13 protein-coding genes are annotated in these 13,501 nt (G+C 59.1%); 8 read left to right on the top strand and 5 right to left on the bottom strand.

All coding sequences use genetic code 11. The features are described 5' to 3' along the window. The first annotated feature begins 2 nt into the window (after positions 1–2). Genes DY251_RS02720 through lpxK form a run of 3 tightly spaced genes read left to right on the top strand, consistent with a single transcriptional unit; the run spans position 3 to position 3,108 of the window. Positions 3–782, top strand: coding sequence for a lysophospholipid acyltransferase family protein (locus DY251_RS02720; protein ID WP_245415832.1), 780 nt, complete (start codon positions 3–5; stop codon positions 780–782). After that, the gene (gene waaA / locus DY251_RS02715) at positions 779–2,089 is read left to right on the top strand and encodes a lipid IV(A) 3-deoxy-D-manno-octulosonic acid transferase (RefSeq protein WP_116622336.1); all 1,311 of its coding nucleotides are present in this window, start codon (positions 779–781) and stop codon (positions 2,087–2,089) included. The genes DY251_RS02720 and waaA overlap by 4 nt, the downstream gene beginning before the upstream one ends. Continuing rightward, positions 2,086–3,108: a tetraacyldisaccharide 4'-kinase gene (gene lpxK, locus DY251_RS02710; RefSeq protein ID WP_116622335.1), complete on the top strand. Its 1,023-nt coding sequence runs from the start codon at positions 2,086–2,088 to the stop codon at positions 3,106–3,108. The genes waaA and lpxK overlap by 4 nt, the downstream gene beginning before the upstream one ends. A gap of 137 nt (positions 3,109–3,245) precedes the next feature. Here the strand turns inward: lpxK and DY251_RS02705 are convergent, their stop codons facing one another. Together DY251_RS02705 and mutL are read right to left on the bottom strand one after the other, a co-directional pair. Further along, on the bottom strand, positions 3,246–3,476 hold the full coding sequence (locus DY251_RS02705; protein WP_116622455.1) for a DUF2093 domain-containing protein: 231 nt from the start codon (positions 3,474–3,476) through the stop codon (positions 3,246–3,248). A gap of 55 nt (positions 3,477–3,531) precedes the next feature. After that, positions 3,532–5,376, bottom strand: a complete 1,845-nt coding sequence (gene mutL, locus DY251_RS02700; RefSeq protein ID WP_116622334.1) for a DNA mismatch repair endonuclease MutL — start codon at positions 5,374–5,376, stop codon at positions 3,532–3,534. A 195-nt stretch (positions 5,377–5,571) separates the two neighbouring features. On the opposite strand from mutL, the gene DY251_RS02695 reads away from it, so the two are divergent. The 4 genes from DY251_RS02695 to tdh all read left to right on the top strand — a co-directional run bounded on the left by DY251_RS02695 (position 5,572) and on the right by tdh (position 10,025). Then, positions 5,572–6,777: an acyl-CoA dehydrogenase gene (locus tag DY251_RS02695; protein ID WP_116622333.1), complete on the top strand. Its 1,206-nt coding sequence runs from the start codon at positions 5,572–5,574 to the stop codon at positions 6,775–6,777. After that, complete coding sequence (prmB, locus tag DY251_RS02690) at positions 6,777–7,721, top strand: 50S ribosomal protein L3 N(5)-glutamine methyltransferase (RefSeq protein ID WP_116622332.1); 945 nt, start codon at positions 6,777–6,779, stop codon at positions 7,719–7,721. The genes DY251_RS02695 and prmB overlap by 1 nt, the downstream gene beginning before the upstream one ends. A gap of 66 nt (positions 7,722–7,787) precedes the next feature. After that, on the top strand, positions 7,788–8,975 hold the full coding sequence (locus DY251_RS02685) for a glycine C-acetyltransferase (protein WP_116622331.1): 1,188 nt from the start codon (positions 7,788–7,790) through the stop codon (positions 8,973–8,975). A gap of 15 nt (positions 8,976–8,990) precedes the next feature. Continuing rightward, complete coding sequence (tdh, locus tag DY251_RS02680; RefSeq protein ID WP_116622330.1) at positions 8,991–10,025, top strand: L-threonine 3-dehydrogenase; 1,035 nt, start codon at positions 8,991–8,993, stop codon at positions 10,023–10,025. A 109-nt stretch (positions 10,026–10,134) separates the two neighbouring features. Here tdh and amaB read toward each other — a convergent pair whose 3' ends face one another. Beyond that, positions 10,135–11,655, bottom strand: coding sequence for an L-piperidine-6-carboxylate dehydrogenase (amaB, locus tag DY251_RS02675; protein WP_116622329.1), 1,521 nt, complete (start codon positions 11,653–11,655; stop codon positions 10,135–10,137). A gap of 157 nt (positions 11,656–11,812) precedes the next feature. Here amaB and DY251_RS02670 point away from each other — a divergent pair, with 157 nt between their 5' ends. Then, on the top strand, positions 11,813–12,166 hold the full coding sequence (locus DY251_RS02670) for a DUF1428 domain-containing protein (RefSeq protein ID WP_116622328.1): 354 nt from the start codon (positions 11,813–11,815) through the stop codon (positions 12,164–12,166). A 6-nt stretch (positions 12,167–12,172) separates the two neighbouring features. On the opposite strand, the gene DY251_RS02665 is transcribed toward DY251_RS02670, so the two are convergent. Together DY251_RS02665 and aztC are read right to left on the bottom strand one after the other, a co-directional pair. Further along, a complete protein-coding gene (locus DY251_RS02665) occupies positions 12,173–12,511 on the bottom strand; it encodes a protein tyrosine phosphatase family protein (protein ID WP_116622327.1) in 339 nt (112 codons plus the stop codon). A gap of 78 nt (positions 12,512–12,589) precedes the next feature. Then, a complete protein-coding gene (aztC, locus tag DY251_RS02660; protein ID WP_116622326.1) occupies positions 12,590–13,495 on the bottom strand; it encodes a zinc ABC transporter substrate-binding protein AztC in 906 nt (301 codons plus the stop codon). Positions 13,496–13,501: the final 6 nt, after the last annotated feature.

Raw genomic sequence — 13,501 nt, 5'->3', positions numbered from 1 at the left:
TCTTGACCCAGCGCACAATCGAAACCGAAGCCAAAGCGGAGGCGAAAAAGTCGCGACCGCTCAAGACAGCTTGGCGGAAAATCCGCAAACCTCTGGCTGACTCGCGTTTCGTCAAAGGCGCGCTGACGGTTATGCTGACGGGCGCGCTGCGATTTGTGAGGCTGACAAACCCGGCGGTTAAGGGTTCCGTCTCCAAAATCACGCCGGAATGGGCCGAGCACGAACCGGGAATCCTGGCGCTTTGGCATGGGCAGCACATTCTCGCGCCCGCGTTTTATCCCAGCGGCCGCAAGCTGGTGGCGATGGTTTCAAAAAGCGCCGATGCAGAGTTGAACGCAAAGGTGCTGGAGAGTTTCGGCGTTGCGACCGTACGCGGCTCCGGTGGACGCACGACCGGGAACAATGCCGACAAGGGCGGGGCGCGCGCGCTGCTGCAACTCAAGAAAGCGCTGGATGCGGGCTCGAATGTTTGCATGATCGCGGACATTCCACACGGAACGCCGCGCGAGGCGGGCGACGGCATTATCTTGCTGGCGCGCATTTCCGGCAGGCCGATCATTCCGGCAGCGATTGCCACGAGCAGGCGCAAAGTGCTTGAGCGCAGTTGGGACAAGACAACGATTAACCTGCCTTTCGGTCGCGGCGTGCTGCATTTCGGCAAGCCGATTTATGTGCCTGCAGACGCGGACGCGGAGACGATGGAAGCGCTGCGCGTCGAGGTGACACGCGCGATGAACGAAACATTTGAAACCGCGTATGAAATGGTGGGGGTTAAGCTGTGAGCGAACGCTGGGCGCGCACATTGCTGTCGATCTACCGTTTTGCGGGTGCTGCTGCCTATCCGGTGATCGGCGGCTACGTTGCCTATCGCGCGACCAAAGGCAAGGAAGACCGCGCGCGCAGGCGCGAACGGTATGGCAAGACCAAGGTGGCGCGGCCCGCGGGTCCGTTGATCTGGCTGCACGCGGCAAGCGTGGGCGAAACGCTGGCGATTTCCGCGCTGATCGACCATCTGCTTACGCATGGCGTCGGCATTGTTTTGACGACAGGAACCGTGACCTCCGCGAAGGTGGCGGAAGAGCGGTTTCGCGGCAGGATCATTCATCAATATGTGCCGCTGGATTTGAAGCCCGCGGTGCGGCGCTTTCTGGATCACTGGAAGCCGGATCTCGCGATTTTCGCGGAATCGGAAATCTGGCCGGTGATCATCACTGAACTCAGCCACCGACACATACCGCAAGTGCTGGTGAACGGGCGACTGTCGGACCGCTCTTTCGCGTCATGGCAAAAGCGGAACTATCTGGCAGAGGCGCTGTTCGAGAATTTCGCGCATGTGGTCGCGCAATCGGCAACCGATGGTGAGCGCTTCTCCGAACTGGGCGCGCGGCCTGTAACGGTTTCCGGTAATCTCAAAACCGATGCGCACATGCCGAAATTCGATGATGCGCAAGTTGAGAAATTGCAGGCGCAGATTGGGGATCGCCCGGTTTGGGCTGCCGTTTCTACCCATGACGGCGAAGAGGTGATTGCTGCGCAAGCGCACCGCGCGCTCAAGAAGCGCTATCCGAACCTGCTCACGATTATCGTGCCGCGTCATCCTGACCGCGCTGCGGTACTTGCCGAACGCTTCACCAAGGAAAAGCTTGGCGTGGTGCGCCGAAGCACCGGCGAAAAGATCACGCCCACGACCGACATTTTTCTGGGCGACACGATCGGCGAGATGGGAACCTATCTGAAACTGTCCGAAATCGCGTTTGTTGGACGTTCGCTCACTGCGGAAGGCGGACAAAATCCGCTCGAACCTGCAATGCTTGGTGTTGCGGTGCTCTCCGGCCAGAACATCCAGAATTTCCGTGAGGCGTATCAAAAGCTGATTGACGGCGGTGCAGCCAAGCTGGTGCGTGATGGGCAGTCGCTTGCAAAAGCGGTCAATCATTTGCTCAAGAATGATGAAGCGCGCCACAAGATGATGGCGGCGGGCATTGCTACAGTCGATGAAATGCGCGGCACGCTGGATCGCACCTTGAGAGCGCTGGACCCTTACATTCAGCCGCTGCAGGTGCAGACGCGGCTGAAGGGCAGGCGGTGACCGGCGCTCCCCCATTCTGGTGGGAGAGGGCTGGATGGCAGGCTGCCGTGCTGCTGCCGGTATCGGCGATTTACGGCAGCGTGGCTGCGCGGCGGCTCGCCCACGCAAAGCGCCAAAGCATCGATGCGCCGGTTATTTGTGTCGGCAATTTCACCGTGGGTGGCACGGGCAAAACGCCAACTGTTATCGCGCTGGCGCAGGCCGCTGTTCGACGCGGCATGAAGCCCGGCATTCTTTCGCGCGGCCACGGCGGGCGTGGACATGCACGCATTGTCGACCCTGAATCCGACAGCGCGGCGGTGGTGGGCGATGAGCCGCTGCTGCTGGCCCGCCATGCGCCTGTTGCCGTAGCTCGAAAGCGCGCCGAAGGTGCGGCCTTGCTAGTGGCGCAAGGCTGCGACCTGATCTTGATGGATGACGGGTTTCAAAGCTCGCAAATACGGATCGACCACGCGCTGCTGGTGATCGACGCGCGAACCGGCATTGGAAACGGCCACATTATTCCCGGCGGACCGCTGCGTGCGCCGGTGATTGACCAAATTCGGTTTGCAGATTCGCTGCTTCGAATAGGTGAGGGTACAGCCAGTGACGCGGTTGTGCGGATGGCTGCGCGCGCGGGCAAGCCGGTCTATGACGCGCGCACTGTCGCAATTGATGCGCTGTCCGTTTCCGGCAAGCGCGTGCTGGCCTTTGCGGGCATTGGTCATCCGGAGCGATTTTACGATGCACTGTCAGCGGCGGGCGCGAATGTCGTCGAAAAGCGCAGTTTCGATGACCACCACCCATTTAAACCGGGCGAACTGACACAGCTGGAGCGCGACGCCACGCGGGCACGCGCTCAACTTATCACCACAGAAAAGGATGTGGCACGGCTGCGCGGCGGTATCGTGCCCGGCGGGTTTCTGGATCGGCTGGCGGTATTCGCCATCGAAACGCGCTTTGAGCCGGAACATGTGCCCGATCGCATCATAGATGAAGCGGTGGCAAGCTGGCGAAAGCGCCGGTTTTATGCCTGTTAATATTGGCGAAATGGCGCCTTGAACGGCTTCGATCTGCAGCGTCAAAGATCTTGACCGGGCAACCAGCCGACCTGCGGTCGTTTCCTGGCATATCCTTGCCGTTCAAGCCATTGCGCCAATATCAGCAGGTACTGACCCTAGTTTCGGCTGCGCAGCTGCGGATTGCATTCCAGTTCGCGCGCCAGCGAAACCTCGGCGTTGAGATAAGGTTCCTGCCGCGCGACGCTCCAGTAGCGGAGCTCATCGAGCGGAATGGATTCGCCCGTCACAGCGCAACGCACGAATGCTCCGGGGCTCGTCACCTGAAAATCGCCATCGAGATAGCGAATGCGCGCTTCTCGCGCTCCCGGACCTTCAAACCTGTTCATTGCCTGATAATTCTCCTTGCCGCCGCAAAATAGCGATGCGGCGGGCTTGCTGCAACTATCGCCGACCGAAGAGTCGCTCAATGTCCGCAAGCTTCAATTCAATATAGGTGGGGCGGCCATGATTGCATGTGCCGGAGCCCGGCGTGGCTTCCATCTGTCGCAGCAACGCATTCATTTCGTCCGGCTTCATGAGGCGACCGGACCGGACCGAGCCGTGGCACGCCATCGTTGACGCAATCCGATCCAGCCGGCTCTTCAGCGTGTCGACAGTGTCATTGTCCGCGATTTCGTCTGCCAGATCGCGCAACAGCGCCTGTACATCGACCTCGCCAAGCATGGACGGCGTCTCGCGCACGGCAATTGCACCGGGGCCGAAGCGCTCCAGCCGAAGGCCGAACCGCGCGAGCGTTTCGGAATGGCTGGCCAGCCGGTCAACATCATCTGTAGGCAGATCAATAATTTCCGGCAGAAGCAGCATTTGTGACGGGATGGGTCGCGAATGCATTGCTTCCTTGAGAGCCTCGTAGACAAGGCGCTCATGCGCGGCGTGCTGATCGACAATAATCAGCGAACTCTCGGTCTGCGCCACGATATAGTTTTCGTGAACCTGCGCGCGCGCTGCGCCAAGCGGGCTGGCGAGCAAATGCGCCGGCGACGGCTCCGCTGCCGCGCGGCTGTCCGCGCTGATCGCAGGTCCGGTTTCAAAATGCGCCTGTGCGCCATTCGAAAAGCCGCCGAACGAGGCCATGTCCAATGGGCGATGCACGGAGCGGTCCGCATCGAAACCAGCGCTGCGCGGTGGCATATGTTCATAAGCGCCGGGCGCGGTCGGCCCCCAACCGTTGGCGTTTGCTCCCGTGAAGGCGCCGGGCTGAAATGCCCCTGCCAGCGCCATGCCTGCACCGCTTGCGGGACGAATGCCGGCGCCAGCCAGTGCCTGCCGAATGGCGCCGATGATCAGGCCGCGCACCAGACCTGGCTCACGAAAGCGCACATCTGCCTTGGCTGGATGCACGTTTACATCGACATCAGCCGGGTCCAGCGTGAAAAACAATGCCGCGACCGCGTTACGATCCCGCGCCAGCGTATCGGCATAAGCGCCGCGAATAGCGCCAGCAATGAGCTTGTCGCGCACCGGCCTGCCGTTGATATATGCGAATTGCTGGAGCGCATTGGCCCGGCTGAAAGACGGGATCGAGACAAAGCCCGACAGATGCACGCCCTCGCGTTCCGCATCCAGTTCCAGCGCGTTTTCCGGAAATTCCTTGCCGAAAACCTGCGCGATACGTTCGATCTGGTCGGGCACCGCATTGAGGTCCAGTGTTGCACGATCCGGCCCGGAGAGCGTGAACCGCACATGCGGAAATGCGATGGCAATGCGCTTTACGACTTCGTTGATTGCTGTGGTTTCGGCGCGCTCGCCCTTCATGAATTTCAGACGGGCAGGTGTGGCGAAAAACAGGTCGCGCACCTCCACAAGCGTGCCCCGATTTGCGGCGGCTGGCCGCGTTGCGCCAGTGCGACCACCATCTACAAGGATTTCAAAACCGCTGTCCGAATCTGCAGTGCGCGACCGGATCGTAAGACGCGAAACGGAGCCGATTGAAGGAAGCGCCTCACCACGAAAACCGAGAGAACGAATATCGTTGATGTCTTCGGACAGTTTGGACGTGCAATGACGCGCAATCGCCAGTTGCAGCTCGTTTTCGGGGATGCCCGCGCCATCATCGCTCACGCGGATGAGATTCAGCCCGCCGCCGACCGTGGCGATTTCAACGCGGCGCGCGCCTGCGTCGAGCGCGTTCTCGACCAGTTCCTTGACCACACTTGCGGGGCGCTCAATAACCTCGCCCGCGGCGATCTGGTTGATGATAGTTTCCGAAAGCTGACGAATAGCCATCCACCAACCATAAACAGATTCGCTCTCATGGTCACGTTTTGTTCACAGTTTTAAACAAGCATTTTAAGTGGACCGTCGGGTGGCTTGTGCTGGCCCTTTCCATCCTGTAGCGAGTATCCCAAAGCGCTGGTGACAAATGCCAATTCCATCCTGTGCTCAACTTCTTGGTGAAAGCGCAGCTTTTTCGAGGGTGCCATGAACGTAGAAAACAAGGGTTTGAAGCCTGCAAGTTTCGTTTGGGACGACCCGTTCCTGCTCGAAGAACAGCTCACGGAAGATGAGCGCATGATCCGCGATGCCGCGGCCGCCTTTGCGGCGGACAAGCTCGCGCCGCGAATCGAACAAGCCTATCTGGAAGAAAAGACCGATCCAGCCATCTTCCGCGAAATGGGTGATTCCGGCTTGCTGGGCATAACCGTGCCGGAAGAATATGGCGGGCTGGGTGCTGGCTACGTTACTTACGGTCTCGTCGCGCGCGAGGTTGAGCGCATCGATTCCGGCTATCGCTCCATGATGAGCGTGCAGTCATCGCTGGTTATGTTTCCGATCTATGCTTATGGCTCGGAAGAACAGCGCAAGAAATATTTGCCGAAACTGGCATCAGGCGAATGGATAGGCTGTTTCGGATTGACCGAGCCTGATGCGGGCTCTGATCCGGGCGGCATGAAGACGCGCGCAGAAAAGACCTCAGGCGGATACCGGCTGTTCGGCTCCAAAATGTGGATTTCGAATGCGCCGATTGCAGATGTTTTCGTCGTTTGGGCTAAGTCGGCCGCCCATGACAACCAGATTCGCGGCTTTGTGCTGGAAAAGGGCATGAAGGGACTTTCCGCGCCGAAGATCGAGGGCAAGCTCTCGCTGCGCGCGTCAATCACGGGTGAAATCGTGATGGAAGGCGTTGAAGTGGGTGAAGATGCGCTGTTGCCGAATGTTTCGGGCCTCAAGGGTCCGTTCGGCTGCCTCAACCGGGCGCGTTACGGCATTTCATGGGGCGCCATGGGCGCGGCGGAAGATTGCTGGCACCGCGCGCGGCAATATGGGCTTGACCGCAAGCAGTTCGGCAAGCCGCTGGCTGGAACGCAGCTTTACCAGAAGAAACTCGCAGACATGCAGACGGATATTGCGCTTGGGCTACAGGGCTCGCTGCGCGTCGGCCGGCTGATGGACGAGGGCAAGATGGCCCCTGAAATGATATCCATCATGAAGCGCAACAATTGCGGCAAGGCGCTGGATATTGCCCGCATGGCGCGCGATATGCACGGCGGAAACGGCATCCAGATCGGTTATCATGTGATGCGCCACGCCGCGAACCTCGAAACAGTCAACACTTACGAGGGCGCGCATGACGTTCACGCGCTGATCCTTGGCCGGGCGCAGACAGGGTTGCAGGCATTTTTCTAATGAATGGAGTGCAGACAATTCAGCCCGCCGACCCCCGCAATGAGGTTGGCGAGCTTGCGACTTTGCGCGATGTGCTGCGCTATGCGGTAAGCTGTTTTGCGGCGGCTGGCCTGCACTACGGGCATGGCTCCGCGACGGCGCTGGACGAAGCGGTGTTTCTGATTCTTGAAAGCCTGAATCTGCCGATTGATGACTTCAACGCATTTGCAGATGCGCGGCTGACTGCGCGTGAAAAGACGCTGCTCGGCGAGCGCATCGCGCTGCGCGTCGAGAAGAAACTGCCGACGGCATATCTCACAGGCCGTTCCTATCTGGCGGGTGTGCCGTTCCGGTCGGATGCGCGGGCGCTGGTGCCGCGATCTTACATTGCGGATTTGCTCGCTTCCCCGTTGTTTGACGGTTCGGGCGATCCAGCAGCGCTTATCGCCGATCCCGAGTCGATCGGCTCAGTGTTGGATCTCTGCACCGGCGGCGGGTCGCTGGCGATTCTGGCGGCTTATGCTTTTCCGAATGCGGAAGTCGATGCGGTGGACCTTTCTGCTGACGCGCTTACGCTGGCGGCAGAAAACATCGAGGATCACGGGCTAGGCGACAGGATTTCCTTGCTGCGGGGTGACTTGTTTGGGCCGCTTGGCGAGCGCAAATATGACCTTATCATCACCAATCCGCCTTATGTCGGCAGAGATGTGATGGAAATATTGCCGGAGGAGTTTCGTCATGAGCCCGCGATGGCTCTTGATGGCGGAATGGACGGCTTCGACATCGTTCGCCGCATTCTCGAAGGTGCTGCACAGCATCTGAATGAAGGCGGCGGAATGCTCTGCGAAATTGGCACGGACAGGGAGGTGCTGGAGCGCTATTATCCAGATACCCCATTCTTCTGGCTCGACACAGAGAACAGCGACGGCGAAGTGTTCTGGATTACTAAAGAACAGATGGCTTGAACGCCTAATTCTGTTTGCGATATCGCTCTCTCGGTGTTAGCCAGCGCTTAATTAGGGAGAGCATTCATGCCGGGATCGTTTATCGACCATATGAGCCAGGAACTGGAAGGGCTCAAGAGCGCCGGGCTCTACAAGAGCGAACGCGTTATCACCTCGATGCAATCGGCGGAAATCACCGTTGCTGATGGCAGCAAGGTTCTCAATTTCTGCGCAAACAACTATCTCGGGCTTGCCGACAATGAAGAGTTGCGCGAGGCCGCGAAGGATGCGCTGGACCGATATGGCTACGGCATGGCCTCGGTGCGGTTCATCTGCGGCACGCAGGAAGAGCACAAGGCACTGGAAAAACGCATTTCATCGTTTCTCGGAATGGAGGACACGATCCTCTATTCCTCGTGCTTCGATGCAAATGGCGGCCTGTTCGAAACGCTGCTTTCAGAAGAAGACGCGGTAATATCGGACGCGCTGAACCATGCGTCGATCATCGACGGCGTGCGGCTCTCGAAGGCGAAGCGCTTCCGCTACGCGAACAACGACATGGCCGATCTCGAAGCAAAGCTGAAAGAAGCGCAGGATTGCCGGTTCCGCCTGATCGCGACGGATGGCGTGTTTTCGATGGATGGCATCATCGCGGATCTGCGCGGCGTATGCGATCTGGCCGAAAAATATGATGCGATGGTGATGGTGGATGACAGCCATGCCGTGGGCTTCGTCGGTAAGCATGGGCGCGGTTCCGCGGAGCACTGCGGCGTTGAGGGCAGGGTGGATATCATCACCGGCACGCTCGGGAAAGCGCTTGGCGGCGCTTCGGGCGGATACACTTCGGGCAAGCGCGAAGTTGTCGAATGGTTGCGCCAGCGCTCGCGGCCTTATCTGTTCTCCAACACGCTGATGCCTGCAATCGCAGGCGCGTCGTTGAAGGTTTTTGACCTGATCGACCAAGGCGATGCGCTGCGCGAAAAGCTTTACGCAAACGCGAACCACTTCCGCGAGTCTATGACGAAGGCGGGGTTCACGCTTGCAGGCGCTGATCATCCAATCATTCCCGTGATGATCGGCGATGCGGCGTTGGCACAGGCAATGGCCGAAAAAATGCTGGCGCGCGGGATTTACGTGGTCGGCTTCTCGTTCCCCGTGGTTCCGCGCGGTCAGGCGCGCATCCGTACGCAAATGTCGGCTGCGCATTCGACAGCAGACATCGACCGGGCGGTTGCGGCGTTCACCGAAGTCGGTCGCGAACTTGGCGTGATTTGAGGAAGGACGGATTCAATGTCCAATATGATGCGCGCCTTGGTGAAGGCGAAGGCTGAGCCCGGTATCTGGATGGAGCGCGTTCCGGTGCCGGAAATCGGCCCGAACGATGTGCTTATCAAAGTCAAGAAATCCGCGATCTGCGGTACGGACGTCCACATTTATAACTGGGACCAGTGGGCGCAAAAGACCGTGCCTGTGCCGATGGTGACGGGGCATGAATTCGTCGGCACGGTGGCCGATGTTGGCACTGCTGTGACCGAATATAAGGTTGGGCAACGCGTTTCCGGCGAAGGCCATATTGTGTGCGGTCATTGCCGCAACTGCCGCGCTGGCAGGGGGCATCTGTGCCGCAATACGCTCGGCGTGGGCGTGAACCGTCCCGGCTCTTTTGGCGAATATGTAGCGATCCCGCAGCACAATGTCGTGCCGATCCCGGACGATGTGCCTGATGAGGTGGCGGCGATTTTCGACCCACTTGGCAACGCCGTTCACACCGCGCTTTCGTTCGATCTGGTGGGCGAAGACGTGCTGGTAACCGGCGCCGGGCCGATTGGCATCATGGGCGCTCTGGTCGCTCAATGTGTCGGCGCGCGCAAGGTCGTCATTACGGACATCAACCCCGTGCGATTGGAACTCGCGCGAAAGCTCGGCGTACAGCATGTGGTGGACGCTTCGCAGCAGAAATTGCGCGACGTGATGCCGGAAATCGGCATGACCGAAGGGTTTGACGTTGGGCTTGAAATGTCCGGCGCGGCGCCTGCGTTTCGCGATATGATCGACACGATGAACAATGGTGGCAAGATCGCAATATTGGGCATTGCGCCAACCGGATTCGAGATCGATTGGAACAAAGTGATCTTCAAGATGCTGCATCTGAAGGGCATCTATGGTCGCGAGATGTTCGAGACCTGGTACAAGATGATCGCGTTGGTACAGGGGCCTCTGGACGTGAGCGGGCTGATTACACACCGCATCGGCATCGATGACTATCAATCCGGTTTCGAGGCGATGAGAAGCGGCAACTCCGGCAAAGTCGTAATGGACTGGTAGGCAGTATGGGTCCTGGAGCGCCGGCAGACGGGTAGTCTCAAGTAAACACTCCCTCCCCTTGTGGGGAGGGATAATGGGTGGGGGTAAACCGGAAAAAGCGGTCTACGCCTTATTCGATGTCGAACGAAACGCCCTGAGCGAGCGGCAGCGCGCGCGAATAGTTCACTGTGTTGGTCGCGCGGCGCATATAGGCTTTCCATGCATCCGAGCCGCTTTCGCGTCCGCCCCCGGTTTCCTTCTCACCGCCAAACGCACCGCCGATTTCCGCACCCGACGTGCCGATATTGACGTTTGCAATGCCGCAATCAGAGCCGTCCGCCGACAGGAAACGCTCTGCTTCGCGCAGGTCGAGCGTGAAGATGGAGGATGAAAGCCCTGCGCCGACCGCATTGTGATCGCTAAGCGCATCATCGAAATCGGAATATTTCATCACGTAGAGGATAGGCGCGAAGGTTTCTTCCAAAACGGGACCGGCCTGCTCTGGCATTTCCACCAGCGCGGGGCGCACGTAATAGGCGTTTGCCTGACCGGCATCAAAACGATCACCGCCGGTGATCTTGCCGCCATGTTCCTTTGCGCCGGCAAGCGCCTTCTGCATGCCATCGAACGCGGCCTTGTCGATGAGCGGACCAACCAGAGCCGATGTTTCCAGCGGGCTGCCGATGGACACGCTCTCATATGCCTTCTTCAAGCGCGGCAGCAGCTTGTCGTAAACGCTTTCGTGCACGAACAGACGGCGCAAAGTGGTGCAGCGCTGGCCAGCGGTACCCATCGCGCCAAATGCGATAGCGCGCAGCGCCATGTCCAAGTCTGCACTTGGGCAAACGATGCCTGCATTGTTGCCGCCAAGCTCGAGAATCGCGCGCGCAAAACGCTTGGCAAGACGAGGACCGACATCGCGGCCCATGCGCGTGGAGCCGGTGGCGGAAACCAGCGGAACCAGATGGTGATCGACCAGCACTTCGCCGATAGCTCGATCGCCGATCAGAACCTGACTCAAATTCTGCGGCGCCTCGCCGAAGCGCTTGACTGCCTTGTCGAAAATGGCTTGGCAGGCGAGCGCGGTAAGCGGCGTCTTTTCGGACGGCTTCCACACGATGGAGTTGCCGCAGACGAGCGCAAGAGCCGCATTCCACGACCAGACCGCGACGGGGAAATTGAAGGCCGAGATGATGCCGACAACGCCAAGCGCATGCCATGTTTCCATCATGCGATGGCCGGGGCGTTCCGTGGCAATGGTCAGGCCGTAAAGCTGGCGCGACAAGCCGACCGCAAAGTCGCAGATGTCGATCATTTCCTGCACTTCGCCAAGACCTTCGGACGTGATCTTGCCAGCTTCGATGGAAACGAGGCGTCCAAGGTCGGCCTTGGCGGTGCGCAACTCCTCACCAAGCAGGCGAACCAGCTCGCCGCGCTTCGGGGCAGGCACGAGCCGCCATTCGCGGAACGCGGCGTCGGCTTTGTCGATCATCGACTTGGCTTCGTCAGCGGTGACGGTCTTAAGGTCGGCCAGCTTTTCGCCTGTTACCGGCGTGTAAGATGCCATGTTGCCGCCCGTATAAAGGCTTTCGGCAACGCCGAGTTTCGACAGAAGATCGCGGGTTTCTTTCGCTACGGTCATATTGTTCATCCAGTTTGGCGACCGCGGGGTGGGTCGCTAGATTTGAGGCTGCTTTATCGCATCGGGGCCCGTGCCGTCGAGGGCAGTTCACTGGGCCAGTGAATTTCAAAGTCGGAACCAGGCTGCATCATTCGTCCTTGATGTAGTTCAACGGAAGGAGATTGGAATGACCTACGTAGATGGATTCGTATTGCCGGTGCCGAAAGATGCCTTCGACCACTATGTGAAGGTGACGGAGGTCGCAAAGAAGGTGTGGATGGAATTCGGTGCGCTTTCCTATGTGGAAGCGCGCGAGGACGATGTGCCGGATGGCGAAATTACGTCCTTTCCCCTCGCCGTGAAAAAGGAAAAGGACGATATTATCGTGTTCTCTTACGTCACCTACAGATCTCGAGCGGCACGCGACGAAATCATGAAAAAGGTGATGGAAGACACGCGCATAAAAGACGTGATGGAGGAAATGCCCGCCTACATGAAGCGCATGATCTATGGCGGGTTCGAGGTGTTTACTGAGGCCTGATTGGCTTTAGCCCTTCATCTGCTGAATGCCGGCGAAAAGGTTCGCGCTTCGCGTGCCCGACCGGCAATAAGCGAGAACCGGAGAGGGCAGGTCGTGCAGCGCGGCGGCCTGTTCCTCCACATTATGCGGCGTCATCTGGCCACTGATTACCGGGTTCCAGCGAAAAGCCAGGCCGACAGCTGCCGCAGCCTTGCCAATTTCTTCGGCGGTTAGCTGGTTCGCGTCTTCGCCGTTGGGACGGTTGCAAATCACGCTGTTGAAGCCTGCATCCTTGATGAGCTTCAAATCCTCGATGCTGATCTGAGGGGACACGGCGTAGTCTTCGGTGATCTGACGATATTGCATGTGCAGGCTCCATTTCCGGGCCGATTGCGGCCACGCGCGTTTTGCCACCGTCGGCGCAGATGCGCAACCGACATGCGATCAACTGCCAAGAACAGCGCCTTTAATAGTGCTGACATTGTGGCGCATCATATCAAAATAGGTCGAGGCCGGGCCGTTTGCATCCGAAAGCGCGTCTGAATAAAGCGTGCCGCCAATCTTGAGTCCGGTTTCATCGGCAATTTGCTTGGAAAGGCGCGGATCGGTGATGTTTTCCACGAAAATCGCGGAAGCCTTGTCTTCACGAACCTGCCGCACGAGCTTGGCAACATCGGCGGCGGAGGCTTCCGACTCCGTCGAAATGCCCTCGGGCGCGAGGAAGCGAATGCCATAGGCATTCTCGAAATAGCCGAACGCGTCATGCGAGGTGATGATGGTGCGCTTATCGGCAGGGATCGATGCAATCGCAGCCTTCACCTCATCATCCAGCGCTTCGAGCGTGATGGTGTAGGCAGCGGCGTTTGCCTTGTAGGTGTCGCACCCAGCAGCATCGGCGACGCAAAATGCGCCCGCGATATTCGCGACATAGATCTCTGCGTTGGCGATTGACTGGAAGGCGTGCGGATCGATTCCGTCATGGTGGTGGCCGGGTTCCTCGTCGCCTTTGGCTTCGATGGTTTCGACTCCCTTGGTCAACTCGACGACGGAAGCCTTGGTAGCGCTGGAATCCACCAGACGCTGGAGGAAGCCTTCAAAATGAAGCCCGTTTACGAGGACGACATTGGCCTGCTGCATCGCGGCGGCATCGGCTGGCTTCGGCTCATAGACGTGCGCGTCTCCACCGGGGCCGACAAGCGTGGTCAACTCAATGCGGTTGCCGCCGACTTGCTTTGCGAAATCACCGATGATGGAAAAGCTGGCGACGACATTGAGCTTGTCCTGCGCCGATGCGGGGAGGGCGAATGCGAGAGCCGCTGCGCAAGCTGAATAGCGTAGAATTGACTTCATGGGAGC

It is taken from the genome of Mesorhizobium denitrificans, from assembly GCF_003403035.1.
In the GTDB taxonomy this organism is placed as follows: domain Bacteria; phylum Pseudomonadota; class Alphaproteobacteria; order Rhizobiales; family Rhizobiaceae; genus Mesorhizobium_G; species Mesorhizobium_G denitrificans.
Note: the sequence above shows the minus strand (reverse complement) of the source record. Positions and strands in the feature narration are given on the sequence as shown.

Excerpts from the sequence above, each read along its gene's own strand:
- DY251_RS02685 (WP_116622331.1), top strand. The coding sequence starts at position 7,788 with ATGCCGGGATCGTTTATCGACCATATGAGCCAGGAACTGGAAGGGCTC.
- prmB (WP_116622332.1), top strand. The coding sequence starts at position 6,777 with ATGAATGGAGTGCAGACAATTCAGCCCGCCGACCCCCGCAATGAGGTT.
- DY251_RS02665 (WP_116622327.1), bottom strand. The coding sequence starts at position 12,511 with ATGCAATATCGTCAGATCACCGAAGACTACGCCGTGTCCCCTCAGATC.
- amaB (WP_116622329.1), bottom strand. The coding sequence starts at position 11,655 with ATGAACAATATGACCGTAGCGAAAGAAACCCGCGATCTTCTGTCGAAA.
- DY251_RS02670 (WP_116622328.1), top strand. The coding sequence starts at position 11,813 with ATGACCTACGTAGATGGATTCGTATTGCCGGTGCCGAAAGATGCCTTC.
- DY251_RS02695 (WP_116622333.1), top strand. The coding sequence starts at position 5,572 with ATGAACGTAGAAAACAAGGGTTTGAAGCCTGCAAGTTTCGTTTGGGAC.
- tdh (WP_116622330.1), top strand. The coding sequence starts at position 8,991 with ATGTCCAATATGATGCGCGCCTTGGTGAAGGCGAAGGCTGAGCCCGGT.
- aztC (WP_116622326.1), bottom strand. The coding sequence starts at position 13,495 with ATGAAGTCAATTCTACGCTATTCAGCTTGCGCAGCGGCTCTCGCATTC.
- DY251_RS02705 (WP_116622455.1), bottom strand. The coding sequence starts at position 3,476 with ATGAACAGGTTTGAAGGTCCGGGAGCGCGAGAAGCGCGCATTCGCTAT.
- mutL (WP_116622334.1), bottom strand. The coding sequence starts at position 5,376 with ATGGCTATTCGTCAGCTTTCGGAAACTATCATCAACCAGATCGCCGCG.